General features: G+C 31.3%; 14 protein-coding genes and 1 pseudogene. 12 read left to right on the top strand and 3 right to left on the bottom strand.

The genetic code is table 11. From position 1 onward, the window contains the following. Positions 1 to 11: 11 nt before the first annotated feature. Positions 12 to 548, bottom strand: a complete 537-nt coding sequence (locus OLM52_RS09055; protein ID WP_264548202.1) for a hypothetical protein — start codon at positions 546 to 548, stop codon at positions 12 to 14. A gap of 110 nt (positions 549 to 658) precedes the next feature. Here OLM52_RS09055 and hpt point away from each other — a divergent pair, with 110 nt between their 5' ends. From hpt to OLM52_RS09030, 5 genes are all read left to right on the top strand, one after another. Then, positions 659 to 1189 carry a hypoxanthine phosphoribosyltransferase gene (gene hpt, locus OLM52_RS09050; protein ID WP_264548201.1) on the top strand — a complete coding sequence of 177 codons (531 nt, stop codon included), beginning with the start codon at positions 659 to 661 and terminating at the stop codon, positions 1187 to 1189. Positions 1190 to 1235: 46 nt separating this feature from the next. Continuing rightward, complete coding sequence (locus OLM52_RS09045) at positions 1236 to 1808, top strand: adenylate kinase (protein WP_264548200.1); 573 nt, start codon at positions 1236 to 1238, stop codon at positions 1806 to 1808. Positions 1809 to 1928: 120 nt separating this feature from the next. Next, positions 1929 to 3203 carry a hemolysin family protein gene (locus OLM52_RS09040; protein ID WP_264548199.1) on the top strand — a complete coding sequence of 425 codons (1275 nt, stop codon included), beginning with the start codon at positions 1929 to 1931 and terminating at the stop codon, positions 3201 to 3203. A 71-nt stretch (positions 3204 to 3274) separates the two neighbouring features. Continuing rightward, positions 3275 to 4294 carry a GTPase ObgE gene (obgE, locus tag OLM52_RS09035; protein ID WP_264548198.1) on the top strand — a complete coding sequence of 340 codons (1020 nt, stop codon included), beginning with the start codon at positions 3275 to 3277 and terminating at the stop codon, positions 4292 to 4294. A gap of 170 nt (positions 4295 to 4464) precedes the next feature. After that, entirely contained in the window at positions 4465 to 6612 is a 2148-nt protein-coding gene (locus OLM52_RS09030) for a S46 family peptidase (RefSeq protein WP_264548197.1), read from the top strand. A gap of 55 nt (positions 6613 to 6667) precedes the next feature. Here the strand turns inward: OLM52_RS09030 and OLM52_RS09025 are convergent, their stop codons facing one another. Further along, on the bottom strand, positions 6668 to 13183 hold the full coding sequence (locus OLM52_RS09025) for an MG2 domain-containing protein (protein WP_264548196.1): 6516 nt from the start codon (positions 13181 to 13183) through the stop codon (positions 6668 to 6670). A 110-nt stretch (positions 13184 to 13293) separates the two neighbouring features. Here OLM52_RS09025 and OLM52_RS09020 point away from each other — a divergent pair, with 110 nt between their 5' ends. After that, positions 13294 to 13983, top strand: coding sequence for a tetratricopeptide repeat protein (locus tag OLM52_RS09020; RefSeq protein WP_264548195.1), 690 nt, complete (start codon positions 13294 to 13296; stop codon positions 13981 to 13983). A gap of 70 nt (positions 13984 to 14053) precedes the next feature. Continuing rightward, the gene (locus OLM52_RS09015; protein ID WP_264548194.1) at positions 14054 to 15409 is read left to right on the top strand and encodes a UDP-N-acetylmuramate--L-alanine ligase; all 1356 of its coding nucleotides are present in this window, start codon (positions 14054 to 14056) and stop codon (positions 15407 to 15409) included. Between the two features lie 47 nt (positions 15410 to 15456). Here OLM52_RS09015 and OLM52_RS09010 read toward each other — a convergent pair whose 3' ends face one another. Continuing rightward, complete coding sequence (locus OLM52_RS09010) at positions 15457 to 16095, bottom strand: DUF1287 domain-containing protein (RefSeq protein WP_264548193.1); 639 nt, start codon at positions 16093 to 16095, stop codon at positions 15457 to 15459. A 170-nt stretch (positions 16096 to 16265) separates the two neighbouring features. Between OLM52_RS09010 and radC the strand changes: the two genes are divergently transcribed. From radC to OLM52_RS08985, 5 genes and pseudogenes are all read left to right on the top strand, one after another. Further along, positions 16266 to 16949, top strand: a complete 684-nt coding sequence (radC, locus tag OLM52_RS09005; RefSeq protein ID WP_264548192.1) for a RadC family protein — start codon at positions 16266 to 16268, stop codon at positions 16947 to 16949. A 158-nt stretch (positions 16950 to 17107) separates the two neighbouring features. Then, positions 17108 to 17767 (top strand): annotated as a pseudogene (locus tag OLM52_RS09000) (superoxide dismutase); the annotation flags it as partial. A gap of 464 nt (positions 17768 to 18231) precedes the next feature. Further along, a complete protein-coding gene (locus OLM52_RS08995) occupies positions 18232 to 18861 on the top strand; it encodes an ABC transporter ATP-binding protein (protein WP_264548191.1) in 630 nt (209 codons plus the stop codon). Further along, positions 18858 to 20108 carry an ABC transporter permease gene (locus tag OLM52_RS08990; RefSeq protein WP_264548190.1) on the top strand — a complete coding sequence of 417 codons (1251 nt, stop codon included), beginning with the start codon at positions 18858 to 18860 and terminating at the stop codon, positions 20106 to 20108. The genes OLM52_RS08995 and OLM52_RS08990 overlap by 4 nt, the downstream gene beginning before the upstream one ends. Next, the gene (locus OLM52_RS08985) at positions 20101 to 20586 is read left to right on the top strand and encodes a hypothetical protein (RefSeq protein WP_264548189.1); all 486 of its coding nucleotides are present in this window, start codon (positions 20101 to 20103) and stop codon (positions 20584 to 20586) included. The genes OLM52_RS08990 and OLM52_RS08985 overlap by 8 nt, the downstream gene beginning before the upstream one ends. Positions 20587 to 20588: the final 2 nt, after the last annotated feature.

The raw sequence follows: 20588 nt of genomic DNA, 5'->3' as shown, positions 1-20588 counted from the left end.
TTAACATTTTGTTACTTGTTGAGTTTCTTTAATAAATTTCGTGTTGCTGCTTGGTAAGCTGCGGAATGATTCGAATAATCTTGCTCGATGATGGTTTTTAATTCTTCGTGAACCCAATCGTATTTCTTTCCCAAAACAAAAAGTGCTTTCATTGCATACACTTTTGATGCTACTTTTTCGTCTTGAATTAACCGGTCAATTAGCGCTTCTATTAAATTGTGTTCTTGTTCTTTTGTGAGTGAAATGCCGTTTTTTCGATGATTGCTTTTGCTGAGAAAAAAGGCAATTTTAGTCGCTGGTCTTAACACGGAATCCTCTTTTATTTTTGGAAGAACTTCACAAAAATCTTCTATGAAAGGAATAAATTGTTTTAATTTTTTTTCGCAAACCAAATCCAAGCTCCAAAACGCTTTCACATGTAATTCATGTTTTGTGTCAAAAGCGAGTTGTATCATTTCTTTTAAGCGATTTTCTTCTTTCATAGCAAAATTACTAACCATTTTTCTGCTGGCAACATGGCAAGTACTTTCTTCAATTTTCTGATACATTTGGCTTTTCATTTGGTAAATATACCAAATTTGCAAAAAAGTTAAAATACTTTATTTGAAATCCTTATGAGTTTAGTAAATTTGTTGTTTATTTCTAAAATCAATCCAAAGTGATACAACTACACGATAAAAAATTTGAAGTTTTTATTTCGGGAGAAGAAATTAACTTCGCTATTGAAAACATGGCCAAACAAATTGAAGATGATTTTTGTGACGATGTTCCAGTGTTTATTGGAGTTTTAAATGGTTCTTTTATGGTTGTGGCTGATTTGTTGAAAAAATACAATCACAATTGCGAAGTTTCATTCGTAAAAATGGCTTCATATGAAGGAATGCAAACTACAAATGAAGTTAAAGAATTGATAGGTCTAAATCAAAACTTGGAAGGCCGTTCAGTAATTATTGTAGAAGATATTGTAGATACTGGTAATACTATTGAGGAATTAAAAGCTATTTTAAAGGAACATAATGTAAAACATTTTAAAATAGCAACACTTTTTTTAAAACCCGAAGCGTACAAAAAAGACATTAAGTTGGATTATGTAGGCATTCGAATTCCTAATAAATTTATTGTAGGTTATGGATTAGACTACGATGGTTTGGGAAGAAATTTAAAAGATGTGTATCAATTATCAGAATAGAAAATAAATTAGAATATAGATTTCAATTTTAAACACAACAATAAAAATGATTAATATCGTATTATTTGGTAAGCCAGGAGCAGGAAAAGGAACTCAAGCCGAATTTTTAAAAGACAAATACAATTTAGTGCACTTATCTACAGGAGATATTTTTAGATTTAACATCAAAAATGATACTGAATTAGGAAGATTAGCAAAAACGTTTATGGATAAAGGCGATTTAGTGCCTGATGAAGTTACCATTAAAATGTTGCAAAGCGAAGTAGATAAAAACCCGCAAGCTGCTGGTTTTCTGTTCGATGGTTTTCCAAGAACAATTGCCCAAGCTGAAGCTCTAGATGCTTTTTTAGCAAGTAAAGAGGAAGAAATTACGGCCACAGTTGCTTTGGAAGCTAATGACGAAATTTTAGTACAACGTTTGTTAGAAAGAGGAAAAACATCAGGCAGACCAGACGATCAAGATGAAGATAAAATTAGAAATCGTTACCAAGAGTACAACGAAAAAACGGCACCATTGATGGATTATTATAAAGCACAAAACAAGTTTTATGCTGTTGATGGTATCGGATCTATTCAAGAAGTTACAGAAAGATTGAGTGTGGTTTTAGATGAATTATAGATTATAAATCAATACACTAAGATAAATTTCGAGCATTCAATTTTTTTTTAGATATTTGCACACAGAAAAGGAGCTATTTCCGAGATTTGGAATTCTAGCTCCTTTTTTATAATTTTAACTATGGAAATTTTAATAATACTTTTTTTAATTCTGTTAAATGGTATCTTCTCAATGTCTGAAATTGCATTGATTTCTGCCAGAAAAAATCGTTTAGAAACCGCTGCAAAAAAAGGGAATAAGAATGCAAAAGCGGCTTTAGATTTAGCCAATTCTCCAAATGAATTCTTGTCTACAGTTCAAATCGGAATTACGTTAATCGGAATTCTTACGGGTATATACTCTGGAGACAAAATCACTACAGATGTTCAAAATTTTGTAGCAACATTTGAAGCGTTAAATCCTTATGCTAATTCAATTGCAGTGGGAATTGTTGTAGTTGTTTTAACTTTTTTCTCATTGGTTTTAGGTGAATTATTACCAAAACGTATTGGTTTAAATTATCCAGAAGCAATTGCAAAAGCGGTAGCTTTACCTATGAAAATTGTCTCTACCGTTACTATGCCATTCATTTGGTTATTAACAACTTCTACAGATTTTTTATTGAAAATGTTGCAAATTAAACCAACAGCAGACGGTAAAGTAACTGAAGAAGAAATCAAAGCAATCATCAAAGAAGGAACAGAAGTAGGTGAAGTTCAAGAAATTGAACAAGATATAGTAGAACGCGTTTTTCACATTGGAGATCGAAAAGTTAATTCGTTAATGACACACCGAAGTGATATTGTTTATTTATCACTTGAAGATACAAAAGAAGAAATCAAAGCAAAAGTTATCAATGAACTACACTCTGTTTATCCAGTATGTGAAGATAATTTAGATAATGTAATTGGTTTAGTATTGCTGAAAGATTTATTTGTAAGTTTTGAATCGGGGACATTTGATTTAAAATCTATTACAAGAGATGCCGTTTATTTAATTGAACAAACTTCAGCTTATAAAGCATTAGAGAATTTTAAAACATCAAAAATGCATTATGCATTTGTGGTTGATGAACACGCTATTTTTCAAGGTGTAATTACACTTAATGACATTTTGGAAGCCTTAGTTGGTGATGCTTCAGATTTTGATGAAGACGAATACAAATTAGTAGCAAATGAAGATGGTACATGGTTAGTTGACGGACAATATTCATTACATGATTTTTTAACTTTTTTCGATTTAGACGAATTGATTAATGATTATGAAGTAACTACAGTAAGTGGATTTTTCATTACAGAACTTGGCAATATTCCTAATCAAGGAGATAAGATCATTTGGAATAAATTAGATTTAGAAGCCTTAGTAATGGACGGTGCCAAAATAGATAAGGTGCTTATCAAACAATATAAAGAATAAAAATAGTTTATAGTTAAAGCTTTAGTTTTAAATAACTGATGACCGAAAACTGAAAACTGAAAACTGAAAAAATGACAGAGGGAAATTTTGTAGACTACGTAAAAATATATGTTTCTTCCGGAAAAGGAGGAAAAGGCTCATCGCATTTACATAGAGAAAAATTTATTGAAAAAGGTGGTCCAGATGGTGGAGATGGTGGACGAGGAGGGCATGTTTATATTAAAGGAAATAAAAATCTTTGGACTTTATTTCATTTAAAATTTCTGAAACACATGCGTGCTGGTCACGGAGGTGATGGAGGAAGTTCAAGAAGTACAGGACATGATGGAGAAGATAAATATATTGAAGTGCCATTAGGAACGGTTGTAAAAGACCAAGAAACTGGCGATGTTTTGTTTGAAATTACTGAACACGATGAGGTAAGAATCTTAGCAGAAGGAGGAAAAGGAGGATTAGGAAACTGGAATTTTAGAAGTTCAACCAATCAAACACCTCGTTACGCACAACCTGGAATGCCTGTAAAAGAAGTAGACGTTACCTTAGAATTGAAAGTGTTAGCAGACGTAGGTTTAGTAGGTTTTCCAAATGCAGGAAAATCAACATTACTTTCTGTGTTAACTTCGGCTAAGCCAAAAATTGCCGATTATCCATTTACTACTTTAAAACCTAATTTAGGAATTGTTGCTTATAGAGATTTTCAATCATTTGTAATGGCTGATATTCCTGGGATTATTGAAGGAGCAGCAGAAGGAAAAGGGTTAGGGCATTACTTTTTGCGTCATATCGAGCGTAATTCAACTTTATTGTTTTTAGTTCCAGCTGATGCTGATGATATTAAAAAAGAATATGAAATTCTTTTGGATGAATTACGTCGTTACAATCCAGAAATGTTAGACAAAGATCGTTTGATTGTGATTTCAAAATGCGATATGTTAGACGATGAATTAAAGGCTGAATTGAAAAAACAACTGGACGCAGCATTTAAAGAAACACCTTATTTGTTTATATCTTCGGTGGCACAACAAGGTTTACAAGAGTTGAAAGACAAATTGTGGCAAATGTTAAACGTTGAAGAAAATAAAATAGTATAAAAAGTAAGAAAAAGCATCTTCAATTTGGAGATGCTTTTTTGTTTTTAATGCAGTTTATATAATAAAAAGTTAAAATTGGTTTAATCTAACTTGATTTTGAAGTGATAATTTTATCAAAATCGTATTTTTAAGTATATTCGCAACACAAATCAAAAGAACACAGATTTATTATGAAAAAATTATTATTATTTGTCGTTTCTGCTATAATGCTTGTACCAGCTTCGGTAAAAGCAGATGAAGGAATGTGGTTTTTAATGTTCATTGAGCGTTTAAATCACCGCGACATGCAAAAAATGGGCTTGCAATTAACAGCCGAAGAAATTTACAGTATCAATAATCACAGTTTAAAAGATGCCATCGTGCAATTTAACGGAGGATGTACTGCTGAAATGATTTCAAAAGACGGATTAGTTTTAACCAACCACCACTGCGGATATGATGCAATTGCAGAATTATCTTCAGCAGAGAAAAACTATTTAAAAGATGGTTATTGGGCAAAAACAAAAGCTGATGAATTAAAACCTTCAAGTTTATACGTGCGTTTCTTTGTTCGTATGGATGATTGTTCAAAAAGAATTTTATCAGTTGTAAATCCTACAATGAGCGAAGCAGATAGAGAAAAAGCTATCAATGCTGAAATCGCTAAGATTGAAAAAGAAAATAATGAAGGCGGAAAATATACGGTTTCTGTTCGTCCATTTTTCCAAGGAAATGAATATTACTATTTCGTTTACCAAGATTACAAAGACGTTCGTTTAGTTGGAACGCCACCAGAAAGTTTAGGGAAATTTGGTGGTGATACTGATAACTGGGAATGGCCGCGTCATACAGCAGATTTCTCTATGTTTAGAGTGTATGCTGATGCTAACGGAAATCCAGCAGAATATGCTACAAGCAATGTTCCTTTAAAACCAAAACACCATTTGCCAGTTAATTTAGGTGGAGTTAAAGAAAATGACTTCGCTATGATTTTAGGTTATCCAGGTAGAACAAATCGTTGGATGCCAGCAGGTGGAATTGAGCAAAACGTAAAATTTGCTTACCCAGCATGGGTGGAAGGATCAAAAACAGGAATGGACAATATGAAAAAATATATGGTTCAATCTGATGCTTTAAATCTGATTTATGCTTCAAAATTTGCAGGAGTTGCTAACTACTGGAAAAACCGTCAAGGAATGATTGATGCCTTATCAAAATTTGGTACTGCAAAAACAAAAGCGGCTCAAGAGGCTAAATTTCATAAATGGGCTAATCAACCAGCTAACAAAGCAAAATATGGTAATGTAGTTCCAACAATCAATAAGTTTTATGCGTTGACTAATGAAAAATCGCGTCATGATAACTATATGATGCAATTATTTAGAACTTCTGCATTTGGAACAGTAAGTAGAGGTTTAGGAAAACAATTAGAAAACTATGCTAAAGCAGATGCTACTAAGAGAGCACAAATGGCTCCAGGTATTTTAGAAATGGCTCAAGGAATGCATAGTGAATTACATATTCCTGCTGAAAAAGATATCATGGCAGCTCAATTGAACTTATATGCTAAAAAAGCTGGTTATACTTTAGCTCCAATGGTTGAAAAACTGGCTAAAGAAAACAATGGGGATTTTACAAAATATGTAAATGCAGCATTTGATTTAAGTATTTTTACTTCTGTAGATAGAGTACAAGCTTTCTTAGATTTACCATCTGAAGATTTACTTAAAAATGATCCACTTTTCGTTTTAACGAATGATTTATTAACACATTATAGCTTTAGAAGTGAAGAATTAATGAAATCTCAAAATGATTTTGGTGCTTCTTTCCGTTTATTAGTGGAAGGTTTAAGAGAATCTAAAATTGGAGAAATCAAATATCCAGATGCAAACTCTACTTTACGTTTAACGTATGGAAAAGTTCGTTCTTTACCTGCAGATAAGCGTAATGATGCAGCAATCAACAACTATACAACGTTAGCTGGACAAGTAAAAAAATACAAAAAAGGTGATTTAGAATTTGATTTACCTACAAGAGTATTAGAAATGAATGCGAATAAAGATTTTGGTCGTTATGCAGATAAAGACGGTTCTTTACATGTTAATTTCTTAACTGATAACGATATTACAGGTGGAAATTCAGGTTCGCCAGTATTAAACGGAAAAGGTGAGTTAATTGGTTTAGCATTTGACGGAAATATCGAGGCTATGGCAGGAGATGTTATTTTTGATAAAAAACTACAAAGAACAATTAACGTTGATATTCGTTATGTGTTATGGGTAATTGAGAATTTCTCAGGAGCTAAACATATAGTTGACGAAATGACTATTGTGAAGTAATTTTCAAATAAAATAAAAAAAAACGCCTTGAGTAATCAAGGCGTTTTTTTATTTACTAATCCTGAATTTTCAATTTTGTGCTTGTTGAATGTCCTGTAAACTCTGGTGCATACATACTTTGTAATGTTGCGATTCCATCATTAAAACTTCCCGAATTATTAATACGAACATCATATTCTAATACATAAGTTCCGGTTTTAATTGTATCAAAAAAGAAATGAGTAGCAATGTCTTTTGTACTTTGGTAGTAGCCCAAGCCATTTTTCCATTTATATTCTGAAATTACATCTACAGGTTCAAAACACGATGCGCGTAAATCTTTTAAATGTACAAATTCTAAATCGTTTTCAGTTTTTATGATTAACTGAATGGTTACTAAATCGCCAGGTTTTAGATTTTCTTTTGATAATTCTACTAATTCATTTCCTGATGTAGTTTTGGTTTTTTTGTAAGCGTTTTTTGTAATTGACAACACTTTTGTACTATCAGATTTTACGTTTTCTAAATTCTCAAAATATTGCCAATAAACGCTACCATAACCTGGAACTTCGGTTTTGTTTTCAACTGAAATTGTTCCCATTTCTTTAGAAATTTCTGCTGCAGACCAATTCATTTTGACGTAACCTGTTGTTGCTTCTTTGTCTTTTTCAGAAAGTTTTTTTGTCAATACTTTTTCATTTCCAATTTTAAATTTGGTGTTGTCTTTTATACTTGTCCAGTCAGTTCCTTGTAATAATAAGGCATAAATTGCTTCTGAAGTTGCCTTTGTAGTTGACCATCGATTGACTTGTTTGTTCTTTAATAACCAAACTTTCATTTCATCAACATATTTTTTATCTTTTTCAATTTCGGCAAAAGCTTCTATTAATAATGCTTGCGTTTCAATTGGCGATTGATACCAATAATAGCCGTTTTTGTTTTCAATCCAATACATTCCATATTCATCATTTCGAGCGGCAGTTTCTTTTAAATTTGATATGATTTTTTGAGCAAATGCTGCATCGCCAAATCGATACATGGTTAATGCTAAAAGCCCTTTTTTGTATAACGAATAGTTTAACCAATTGGTTTTGTATTCCTTTTTTTGAATGTTTATAATTGAATCCATTTTTTTAGAAATAGGCATTTTATCCAAATGGAAACTTCTGGCATATAAAAAATGCAAATTAGAGTAATAAAAATAACTTAAACGTTCGTTTTTTGAAGTGTTTGTTTTTATAAAATTGGCATCTAAATACGGAATAGCCTTAGTAATAATTCCATCAAATTTTGAACTATCTTGAGGGAACATTTTTTCTAAATGCCCTAAACCAGCTACGATGTGTTGCGTGATGTAATTATTTTCGTTTCCTCCATCAAACCAAGCAAATCCACCAGAAGATTTCTGTTTTTCTTCTAATTTTTTTAGTGTTTTTTCTTGCGATTCTTTCATTGTGTTTAAATCCATCAGTAAAGCCAAGCGCTTGTTTTTTAGATCATCGTTTTCGGCATCAAGTAACCAAGGCGTTTCATTTAATACAATTGATTTTAGCTCATCATTTTGTGTGAGTTTTGAAACTGCTTTCGGATTATTTTTCCAAGAATCAAATAACGAAGCAACTTTTGGATTACTGTTGATTATTTCGGTGGCAATAAAATTGGCATAATATCTTGAAAAAGTTTGTTCCGCACACTCGTGTTCATATTCCATCAAATACGGAAGTGATTGCAACGCAAACCAAACCGGATTAGAGGTGTATTCTAACGTGAATAAATGATTTTTCAAGGTTTTAGAATTGTTATTTTTAAGATTTTCAAATGCATATTCTTTTTTAGAATTTCCTTTTACCCAAATCGGAATACTTTCTGTTATTAGAATTTTATTGCTCAAAACTGGCAGAATATTTTCTTCGCCATCACTAAAATTACCGGATTTAGCTACAATTTTATATTGCAATCCTTGTACACCCTCTGGAATTGTAATTTTCCAATTCACCGGAACACTTTCTTTTGGTTTACAGCTGAAATTTCTAGTGTTGTTAAAATTTAAAGCAATACTATCAATTATTTTCATTGTTGAAGCATCATAAAGCAGTAGCATAGCAATTCCAGATTTAGTTTCGTTGGTCATGTTTATCACTTTTGCCGAGATGTTTATGGTGTCGTTTTCTCTTACAAATCGTGGCATATTGGTTTGTATCATTACATCCTTTTGCGAAATAACACTCGATTCAAAGTAACCCGTTTCTGCTTTTTTGTTATGTGCATATAATCGCAATTTCCATTGTGTTAATGATTCTGGTGTTGTAAAATTAAAAGAAACTTTTCCATTATTATCTGTTTTTAAATTCGGATAAAAGAAAGCAGTTTCATTAAAATTGGTTCTGGTTTTTACTTGAGTTAGTTCTTTTAAAGCGTTCTTGGTAGTAACTATAATTACTCCGTTTCTACCTTGCTCTCCGTAAAGTGCAGCACCTTGCATACCTTTTAAAATTTGTACGTCTTGAATAAGTTCAGCTTGCATACTTTGAAGTATATTAGCGTTAGAAATTACGCCATCTATAACTACCAATGCTTCGTTTTTTTCAGAAATTGATCTATTTCCTCTAAGTACTATTCTAGTAGTAGAATTTACTCCATTGTTTGTTGTATTAATTTGTAAACCAGAAACTTTTCCCGCTAATGTCTGCAATACATTTTGATTTCCAGATTGTGTTAGCTCTGCATTATTAACAACTTGATTAGAGGAAGTTACTGCATCTACTTTTCTTCTTATTCCCAATACACCCATAACTGTAACTTCATGTATCTCAACTGCTTTTAGAGTAATTGTATAATCTTTTCTATTATCAACTAAAACCATTTCACTGCTTCCAGCGTAAGAAACTAACAGTGTTTCACCTTTAGCGGCTTCAATTTCAAATTCTCCATCAAAATTGGTAACCGTTCCTCTATCTGTTCCATGTACGCTAACATTTGCGCCAGCTATTGGTCCAAGATCATCACTAACAATTCCAATTATAAATTTTGCGTCTTTTGGAATGCGTGTTTTTGTTTTAATGTTATTGTAATAATTATTAATTACATATTCATTTTTAGGATTTGTAAAGTCAAACCCAAACCAATTTAAATCTGTATTCGTTCGGACATTAAAATAGCGTTTTTTTAAATCGATAAAGTTATTTAATTGTACAGATGTGTATGGATATTCATTTTCAGTAGTTGGTGTTATTGTATAATAATTTTTATCGTTAAAGAGAATATTTTTCCAACCATCTGTTACAAATTGATCTAATGATTGGTCATACATGCTTGCCAAAACTTCAGATTCTAATTTTTGATTTAAAATTTTAAACGACCAATTTTCAACACTTCCTGGTTCAATTTTATTGCGATAACTTTCAATTTCAATGTTTAGTTTGTTTTCTGTTGTTTCTTGTTTTATTGTATGATACTCTTGATGCATTAAATTTTCCCAAACGGATGTGAAGTAAAAAGTGAGTTTGTCTTTATAATCGTTTGTTTTAGGAAATTTAAAAATTGCTTTTCCATTGTTAAGTTGGGTGGTTTGAACGTTATTTGCTGATTTTCCGTCAATATAAAATCGCGAGGTAACATATAAATCGGGAATAATAGATTGAATTTCAATTGTATGGAAATTTGATTTTTCATCAGAAATATCTTTAAAAACAAAAAGTTTTTCATTTAAAAATGGTTCTTTTTTTGATTTTACATTAAGCTCATTCTCAATTTTAATTAAATTATTTTTTGCATCATAAGCTTCAGTTATTATTTTAAATTTTGAGGTTTTATAATTTCTTAAAAAATCTAAGTTAATTTCTTTGCTGTTTTTTGTGTCAAATGAAATTGTTTTTATCAAAACATCTTTAGTTTCATAATCTGATTCATCGTAGGCTTCGTGCGGAAATAAACGTTCAAATTCTTCACGAGTAAACGCTCGGATTTCAGGATAATAAAACAATCTGTTTTTTAAATATTTTTTCTGTTGAATTTCATAGACTTTCAAAGTTCCTTTAGTATCAATTGGATAATTATTTAGCGTTGTGGCATTAATTTTTAAAATGTTATTTTCTTCAACAACTAAGTAATTTTTAAATTTTAAATTTAGTTCTAACATTTCTTTCCCAACAATGACTTCCTGATAAGCAGTGCGAGTTTCTCCATTTGTATCTGTAACAGTAGCTTCAATACTAAAATTTAAAGCATTTATTTCTTCGTTTGATAAGATAGAATCAGTTGCAGTAAATTGTATTAAAAAATTGCCATTTTCATCGGTTGTAATTTCTTTATTGATATAATTTTTTTGATAGGGTACATATTTATTGGATGAAATATGTTTTGTAATAGAGTAAGCTACTTTAGCGTTGCTAAGATTGTTTCCGGCCAATGCTTTAGCATTTCCTTTAATTTTTAATGTATCGCCAATGGTGTAATTTTCTTTTATTTCATCAAATTTCACTTCAAATGTTGGACGTTTATATTCCTCAACTTTAAAACGAAAACTTTCATAAGAGTTAAAATCTACATTATCCCAAAATTTATGTTCGTCTTCATCTTTGTCATAATATTTTTTATCTATTTCATAATTTTCAGCTTCATCAATCTCAATGCTAAACTCGCCTGTCAATACATTTTTTGGAATATCAAATTCACCCGAAAAACTTCCAAATTCATTTGTTTGTACATCAAATTCTTTTAAAACAGAATTGTTTTCATCTTCTATTGTTACATGAACACTTACAAACGGAACAACACTTTTTTCATCATTCAAATTTTGAATAATGATACCTTTGTAATACATTTTTTGCCCAGGACGATAAATAGCTCGGTCAAAATAAACCATAGCTTTTGCTTCAAAATTTTCATCTTCATCGTCTTCAAAATCATTACTATAAATGAAATTTCTGTTATAGGTTTTTAAAATAGTGTCTTTTTGATGCGTTATCTCAACATTATGGCTATACGTTACATCTTTTTCATATTTTGTTGGATTTAAAGACGCTTTTCCATTTGAGTTGCTAATTGAACTTTCAACTTCATTTTTGAATTTTATATTTTCAATTGGTTTACCTGTTTTTCTGTTGTAAGTATAAAAGACATCTTTGTTTTTTTCATCGTCTTCAAAAACAAATAGATCAGTTACTTGTAATCTTTGATAAGCAAATGCGTTTTTATCTAAATTACTTTGATTTGATGTTTCAACATATACCAAATAATTTCCAACCTCTAATTTATCTAATAAAAATTCAGTTGAAGTTTCATAATAGTCATTTTTATTAGGCAGTTTAACGATTTGTTTTTTTATAACTTTATTTTTACTAACCAAATCTTTTACAATAGAATCTTTATAGAATATGTTATTTCTATAATAATTTTCTTCAAAAAGATGGTTTAATTTATGAGGTAATGGATAATAAGAAATGGTGATTGTATCAATGTTTTTAAATCTCACGTAAGCTCTATTGTTCTGATTTGAATAAGTTATTTTTGGCAATTGTAAATAAATCGATTTCTTATGAATTTCAATTTTAATATTTTCGGCAGTTGCCAAAGCATCTAAGTTTACTTTAGTTTCAAGAATTGTATCAATTAATTTTAGTGCTTTTTCGTTTAAATTTTTATCATCATTTTTAAAAGAACGACTTTGATAGTGTTTTACTCGATCGAGTCTTAGATATTGTTTTAAAAACAAGTTGTTTGTCTTTTTTTCTAATGCATTTATTTTGCTCAAAAAAAGAGTATAATCTATAAAAATTCCATTGAAAATTTTTAAACGTTCATAATATTTTTCGTCAATTTTGTCCTGGTTTGCAGAATAATACTTTTCATTTTTTTGTAAAATTTTTACCAAGTTTTTTAATTCTTTTTCATTTATTGTATCGAAATTTTGAAATAAGAAAACTTCTGTTTCTTCATAAAAAGGTGTTATGTCTTTTGGATAATCCAGTGCTTTATTCGAATACTTATTGTTTAATTTTGTTTTATTATATGCAATACATTTTTGAGAAATAAAATCATAGATACTAAAATTTTTAGCATCAACGGCATGACTAATTTCAAAGATATCCTTATAAGAATTTAGAAAAGTATTTCTTAATATTTCTTCATCTTTTAAACACAAAGCATACGTTTTTTCAATTTCTTTTTCAAAATCAGAAGATGACCAAATTAAGAAATCTTTACTTTTTTGATTTTTTACAGGAGTTAGTTTGCTAATTTGATACGAAAATCTTTGATAATATTTTTCTAGAACAGTTGCATAAATATAGTTCAGCAACGCTTTTGAAACGGGTTGAACAGTTCTAATTTCATCTTGAAGATTTACAATAATTGTGGTTTGCGCTTTTTCATTGAAAATTTGTTCAAATTTTGATAAATAAAAAAAACATTTTACAATTTGAACTTCGTCTTTCTTACGTTTGGCCTTTTTGTATATTTCCTGCACTTTTTCTTCTGCAGATTTAATTTTCCCATCTAATTCATAATTATAAACTTCTTTCCATTTGTCATCGTATTGGCTAAACGAACTGAAAGAACTAACAAATAACAATAAGAATAATATTTTACGCATAATAGTCTGTTTCTTTTTAATGAGTATAAAAAATATAAAAAGGTTGGAAAGATTGAAATTAAATTATTTGTAAGTAAAGTTAACTAAAATCATTTCACTATTTTTGGAGAATGAAAATTATTCAATTGTTTTTAATTTTACTTTCTTTTTCAGCTTTTTCTCAATCAAATTTTGAAAAAGCGGAAAAACTTTATGCGCAAAAAAAATATTACGATGCTGAAAAAGTTTTTAAAGAACATTTAAAAACCCAACCCAATCATGCTAAAACACTTGAATATCTTGGAGATATTGCCGGTCATCAAAAGAAATGGGATGAAGCGATTATTCATTATAAAAAGTTGAAAAATAGTTTTCCAAAAGCAGCGAACTATTGGTATAAATATGGTGGTGCTCTTGGTATGAAAGCCAAAGAATCTAATAAATTCAAGGCTTTAGGAATGATTGATGAAGTTGAAGAATCATTTTTAACTGCCGCTAAATTAGATGCAAAGCATGTCGAAACACGTTGGGCGTTAGTAATGTTATACATTGAGTTACCCGCAATTATTGGTGGTAGTGAAAAGAAAGCACAAAAATATGCCACTGAGTTAATGACACTTTCAAAAGTCGATGGGTACTTAGCAAAAGGGTATATTGATGTATATTTTAGCCGCTATACAAATGCAGAAGTCAACTACAAAAAAGCACACGAAATTGGCAATTCAAAAACCACCTTCGAAAAATTATATGACTTATATTTGAACAAGTTGAAAGACAAATCAAAAGCAAATAAGTTAAAACTAGAATTTGAAAATAAATAGTGTAATTGTTGAAATGTTTAATCGTTTAATCGATTTGACAAATTAACAAATTAACAATTCAACATAAAAAATGAGAACACATTTTATAGCCATTGGCGGGGCAGCCATGCACAATTTAGCATTAGCATTACACAATAAAGGATATCATGTAACGGGTAGTGATGACGCCATTTTCGAACCTTCAAAATCGCGTTTAGAGAAAAAAGGATTGTTGCCGGTGCAAGAAGGTTGGTTTCCAGAAAAAATAACAAGCAATATTGAAGCTATTATTTTAGGAATGCACGCTAAAGCTGATAATCCAGAATTATTAAAAGCACAAGAACTAGGTTTGAAAATTTATTCGTATCCTGAATTTTTATACGAACAATCGAAAAATAAAACCCGAGTAGTTATTGGTGGTTCGCATGGAAAAACTACAATTACTTCGATGATTTTACACGTAATGCATTATCACAATATCGAAGTAGATTATATGGTAGGAGCACAGTTGGAAGGTTTCGATACGATGGTACATTTAACCGAAAACAACGATTTTATCGTATTAGAAGGCGATGAATATTTAACTTCACCCATCGATTTGCGACCAAAATTCCACTTGTACCAACCGAATATTGCTTTGTTATCAGGAATTGCTTGGGATCATATTAATGTGTTTCCAACGTTTGATAATTATGTTGAACAATTCAGAATTTTTGCCAATCAAATCACGCGTGGCGGAATTTTAGTTTACAATGAAGAAGACGAAGCAGTAAAATCAGTAGCAGAAGAAACTGAAAATCAAATTCGAAAAATTGCCTACCAAACACCAAGTTACACCGTTGAAAACGGAACAACTTTATTAGATACACCAGAAGGACCAATGCCAATTGAAGTTTTTGGGGCACACAATCTAAGCAATTTAGCCGGCGCCAAATGGATTTGCCAATGCATGGGTGTTGACGAAGCCGAATTTTACGAAGCCATTGCCAGTTTCAAAGGTGCTTCAAAACGATTAGAAAAAATAGCCGAGAGTGCTAATAAAGTCGCGTATAAAGATTTTGCGCATTCGCCAAGTAAAGTTTCAGCCACTACAAAGGCCGTAAAAGCACAATATCCAGATAGAAAATTAATAGCTTGTTTAGAATTGCACACGTATAGCAGTTTAAATGCCGAATTCTTAAAAGAATACCAAGGAGCATTAGACGCAGCGGATGTTGCCGTAGTTTTCTATTCGCCCGATGCCGTAAAAATCAAACGTTTGGATGAAGTAACGTATGACCAAATCGCACAATCATTCCAAAGGGAAGATTTAATTATTTTCACCAATCCAACCGAATTCAAAGATTTTTTATTCAGCAAAAATTTAGATAATTCCGCTTTATTATTAATGAGTTCAGGAAATTACGGAGGATTGAATTTTGATGAGGTGAAAGGGTTAATCAATTAGTCAATCTGCCAATTTTCTTCGAGATTTAATTGGCACATTGAAATTGTCTAATTGCTGTATTTATAATGCCCCACAATTTTCCAACTCAACAAACAGTCTTCTAAAACTTGTCCACTTCCCACGTTATGCACAATCATTGGGTTGCCATTGTTTGATTTTATGTGCGTTACAATACCAACATGAGGAATAGCATCACCAGCTAAAAGCCAGGTAACTATATCGCCTGTTTTGTAATCGCTTGTATTTTTTGTAATGGATAAAGTTTTTCCTTTTCGAGCAAAGAAAACTTCTAAATTAGGCACTCTTCTGTGGTCGATATTTTTATCAGTAGTTTTTAAACCCCAAGTTTTAGGGTATTTTGAAAAATTTGTTTTCATGTCTTCGTGAACTTTTTTTTGCAAATCAATCCCTAATTTTCGATACGCACGAATCACAACATCGTTACAAACACCTGTTTTTGCAGGAACATCCCCATTTGGATATTTTATACTAACATAAGAAGGCGTATAAACTACATCAGGATTAATTATCGAAATCGCTGCATTGGATAGTTTTTCATAAAAATCGATTGGGTTTTCTATGAGTTGAGTTGTTGGTTTTGATTCAGATATATTTTCTGTAATTTTTTCAGATTTCTTGCATCCAAAAGAAAAACAGATTAATAGTAATGGAAGAATTAGTTTCATGGTTTATATTTTTGTTAGACTGAGCGAAGTCGTAGTCAATACTTTTTAAAAATTCTCGACTGCGTTTGAAATGACAAATTATAAATTCAAACGCAATTTTTAAGCTATTTATTTTGAGGAGTTTAAAAAATTAAGTTACTTTGTTTCTATAAACGCCAAAATAAAATTTTATGTACACGCCAATCAATCAATGGGCCGAAGACGATCGCCCACGTGAAAAATTTCTTCTTAAAGGTAAATCTACCTTATCCGATTCCGAATTATTAGCTATTTTAATTGGTTCTGGTTCTCGAAATGAGAGTGCCGTGCAATTGTGCCAACATATTTTAGCTTCCGCCGAAAACAATCTGAATACTTTAGGGAAAATTTCGGTTGCCCAACTCATGAAATTTAAAGGAATTGGAGAAGCAAAAGCCATTTCCATCGCCGCAGCATTAGAATTAGGAAGAAGACGCAGAGCAGAAGACGCTATCGATCTCAAAAAGATTACCTCTAGCAAAGCAGTTTTTAATATTATGCAACCTATAATTGGTGAATTGCCTCACGAAGAATTTTGGGTATTGTATCTTAATAATTCCAATAAAGTTATTTATAAAGCCCAGCTTTCAAAAGGAGGAATCACAGGAACTGTTGTGGATATTCGCTTGGTTTTTAAAATTGCTTTTGAACAAAATGCAACGGGATTAATTCTTTCGCACAATCACCCTTCAGGAAAATTAATAGCTAGTGAAGCCGATTTAAAAATCACCAAACGAATCAAAGAAGCTGGGCAAACATTAGAAATTCAGGTTTTAGACCATATTATTATTACCGAAAACGGCTATTTGAGTTTTCAGGATGAAGGAATTTTTTAAAACACATAGTCTGATAGTTTTTAGTGAATTTTTCCATTGCGAACTTTGCGAAAAATCTCAGTGCTCTTTGCGTTTAAACCAACAATTATGGAAATTTTAAGATTTGGTAGTTTTTTATCTAATTGATAAGCCGTAATTTTATCAAAAATTAATATACTATGAAAAATATAAAACTTCTAGTTGCAACACTTTTAGTAACAGTAACAGCGTCTGCTCAATTTACGCAAAAAGCATTACCATATGCCTATAATGCATTAGAGCCTTTTGTTGATGCACAAACAATGGAAATACATTACAGCAAACACCACGCAGCTTATGTTAAAAATTTAAACACAGCTTTAGCCGGAACTGTAGATGAAAAATCAAGCTTAAACGAAATTTTTGCAAAAATTTCTACAATGACACCTGCTGTTAGAAATAATGCAGGAGGACATTATAATCATGAATTGTTTTGGTCGGTTCTGACACCAGAGAAAAATACCAAAATGTCGGCTGAATTAGAAAAAGCGATTAATGAAACTTTTGGAAATTTAGACGGTTTGAAAGAAAAATTAAACGCTGCTGGAGCAAGTCGTTTTGGCTCAGGTTGGGCTTGGTTAGTAGTAACTAAAGAAGGGAAATTGGTAGTAAGTTCTACACCAAATCAAGATAATCCGTTAATGGATGTTGTAGAAGTAAAAGGAACCCCAATTTTCGGAATTGATGTTTGGGAACACGCTTATTATCTTAAATATCAAAATAAAAGAGCCGATTATTTATCCGCTTTATGGAATGTGGTAAACTGGACAGAAGTAAGCAAAAGATACAAAGCAGCAATGCCAAAACCAGATACATTTGCTTCTTGGCCAGAAATCAAAACCTTTCACAAAGTGATGTCGCAAACGTTCCATCCAAGTGAAGAAGGAAACTTACAACCTATAAAAGAAAGAAGTGCTGAAATGGTCGAAAAAGCTAATGCTTTAAAATCAGCTAAAATTCCAGCACAATTCAATAAAAAAGAAATTGTGGCGGCAGTTAATAAATTAGCTAAGGATAGTAAAGCATTGGATAAATTAGTAAAATCTAAAGCTTCTGATGCAAAAATTACTGAGGCTTTAAATGGTTTACACGATACTTTTCATACGATTGTAGGATTGTGTACACATGACGAAGAATAAAGGTTATAAATCAATAGAGAAACCTTGTGCCTACATTATGCGCAAGGTTTTTTATTAGAATTTATTTAAGAAATTTTTCTAACGAATTTAGTATCTTGCAACACTAAATTAATGCTGAAACACTAATGATAAGCACTAAAAACATTCGATTTTCTTACAGTAAAGAACAGGAATTTATTTTTCCAGATTTGTATTGCGAAGCTGGAAGTACATTATTAATTACTGGCGATTCGGGTAAAGGAAAAACAACCTATCTACATATTTTAGCGGGATTGTTCAAACCAGCTAAAGGCGAAATCGAAATTGATAAGAAGGATATCGTTTCGCTTTCTGAAAAAGCTACGGATAAGTTCAGAGGGAAACATATTGGAGTCGTTTTTCAAAAGTCGCATTTTATAGCAGCTTTGACGGTTTTGGAAAATTTAGAAATGGCAAGTTGGTTGGCAACAGGAAAAAAGCACACCAAACGCGCAAAAAGATTATTAGAACAATTAGGAATCGAAAATCAAGCATCTAAATTGCCATCACAATTGAGTATTGGCCAACAACAACGCGTTTCAATTGCTCGTGCTTTAATAAACGAACCAAAAGTGCTTTTGGCAGATGAACCAACTTCGAGTTTAGATGATAAAAATGCTGAAAAAGTAATCGAATTACTGACTTCTTTATCTAAAGAATATAAAGCTGCTTTATTAATTGTAACGCACGATAGCCGAATTAAAGAAAAATTCATCAATAAAATTACTTTGGTATGATTACAAAATTAGCATGGAAAAATATATGGTTCAAACCATTAAATACTATTTTGAGTGTTATTTTGTTAACCTCAAGTGTGGCAATTATCACCACATTAATTTTGGTAGAAAAGCAATTTGAAGAAAAATTTGCTAGCAATATAGAAGATGTAGATTTGGTTTTAGGCGCGCAAGGAAGTCCGTTGCAATTGATTTTGTCTTCGGTTTACCAAGTAGATGCTCCAACTGGAAATATAAATTACGATTCGGCAAAAGTATGGATGGAACATCCGTTTGTCGAAAAAGCAATTCCGTTAGCATTCGGTGATAACTACAGAGGTTATAAAATTTTAGGAACAACGCACGATTATTTAACAAAGTATAAAGCAAAATTAGCAGAAGGTAAACTATTTGAAAAGAATTTTGAAGTAGTAGTGGGAAGCGAAATTGCTCAAAAATTAAGTTTAAAAGTTGGTGATGAATTCTTCGGTTCTCATGGTGATGCTGCCGAAGGCGAAGTGCATGACCAATATGCTTATAAAATAGTTGGAATTGCAAATCCTACAGGAAAAGTAGTTGATAATTTAATTTTGTGCACCATTCCAAGTGTTTGGCAAATGCATCATCAACACGATGAAAATCCTGCACATGGCGAAGAAGGTCATATACACGAAGAAGGAGAAGAACACGAAAAATCCGATTTAACTTTAGATGAGCCCAATATGGAAATCACGGCAGTTTTGCTAAAAATCCGTAATCAAATGGCAAAATTAACTTGGCAACGTGTCATTCCTCAAAACACAAAAATGCAAGCTGTTTCTCCTGCTTTTGAAGTCAATCGTTTGTTTGGTTTATTTGGAATTGGAGTAACTGCCTTGCAATATTTGGCTTATGGAATTATGTTAATTTCTGGAATTTCAATTTTTATTGCGTTATTCAACACACTAAAAGAACGAAAATCTGAATTTGCATTAATGCGCGTTAATGGGGCTGGCAGAATTCAATTGTTAAAAGTAGTAATGATAGAAAGTTTACTACTTTGTGTAGTTGGATTTATATTTGGTACGATTTTGGGAAGGATTGCATTGAGTTTATTGTCCAATTCATCTGAAGAAGATTTTAAGATGAGTTTTAATCCATATGAGTTTCTTTGGCAAAAAGAAGGAACTTTATTTTTAGTAACTATATTTGTGGGCTTTATTGCGGCTTTGATTCCAGCAATAAAAGCATATAATTTAAACATATCAAAAACATTAGCAAATGCGTAATTTTATCAAAATAGCTTTAGCGTTACTAGTCTTTATTTCATTAATGAGTTTTGAAAAAAATGCTAAAACTGAACACCAAACCTATACTAAAACAACAGTTGCACACGACACTTTAACATGGAAATTGTTAGGGGACATTAAATATATTCGTAAAAAACATGCATCTTATGGCGAAGTAGAATTCCCTCAAGTAAATTTAAAATTAAAATCGTATCACAATAAAACCGTATATTTAACTGGGTTTATTGTGCCTATTGATAGTAAAAATTATGCTTTGAGTAAAAATGTATTTGCCGCTTGTTTTTTCTGCGGAAAATCGGGTCCAGAAACAATTGCTGGATTGAAATTTAAAGGCGCTTTTCCTAAGTTAAAAACAGATACTTATTTAACCATCAAAGGAACGTTCAAAGTTAATGAAACCGATGTGGATAATTGGATTTATAATATTGAAAATGCAGAGATAGTTTCAAAAAAATAAAA

It is taken from the genome of Flavobacterium sp. N2820 (genome assembly GCF_025947285.1).
GTDB lineage: Bacteria > Bacteroidota > Bacteroidia > Flavobacteriales > Flavobacteriaceae > Flavobacterium.
This window is presented reverse-complemented; position numbering and strand designations above follow the sequence as displayed.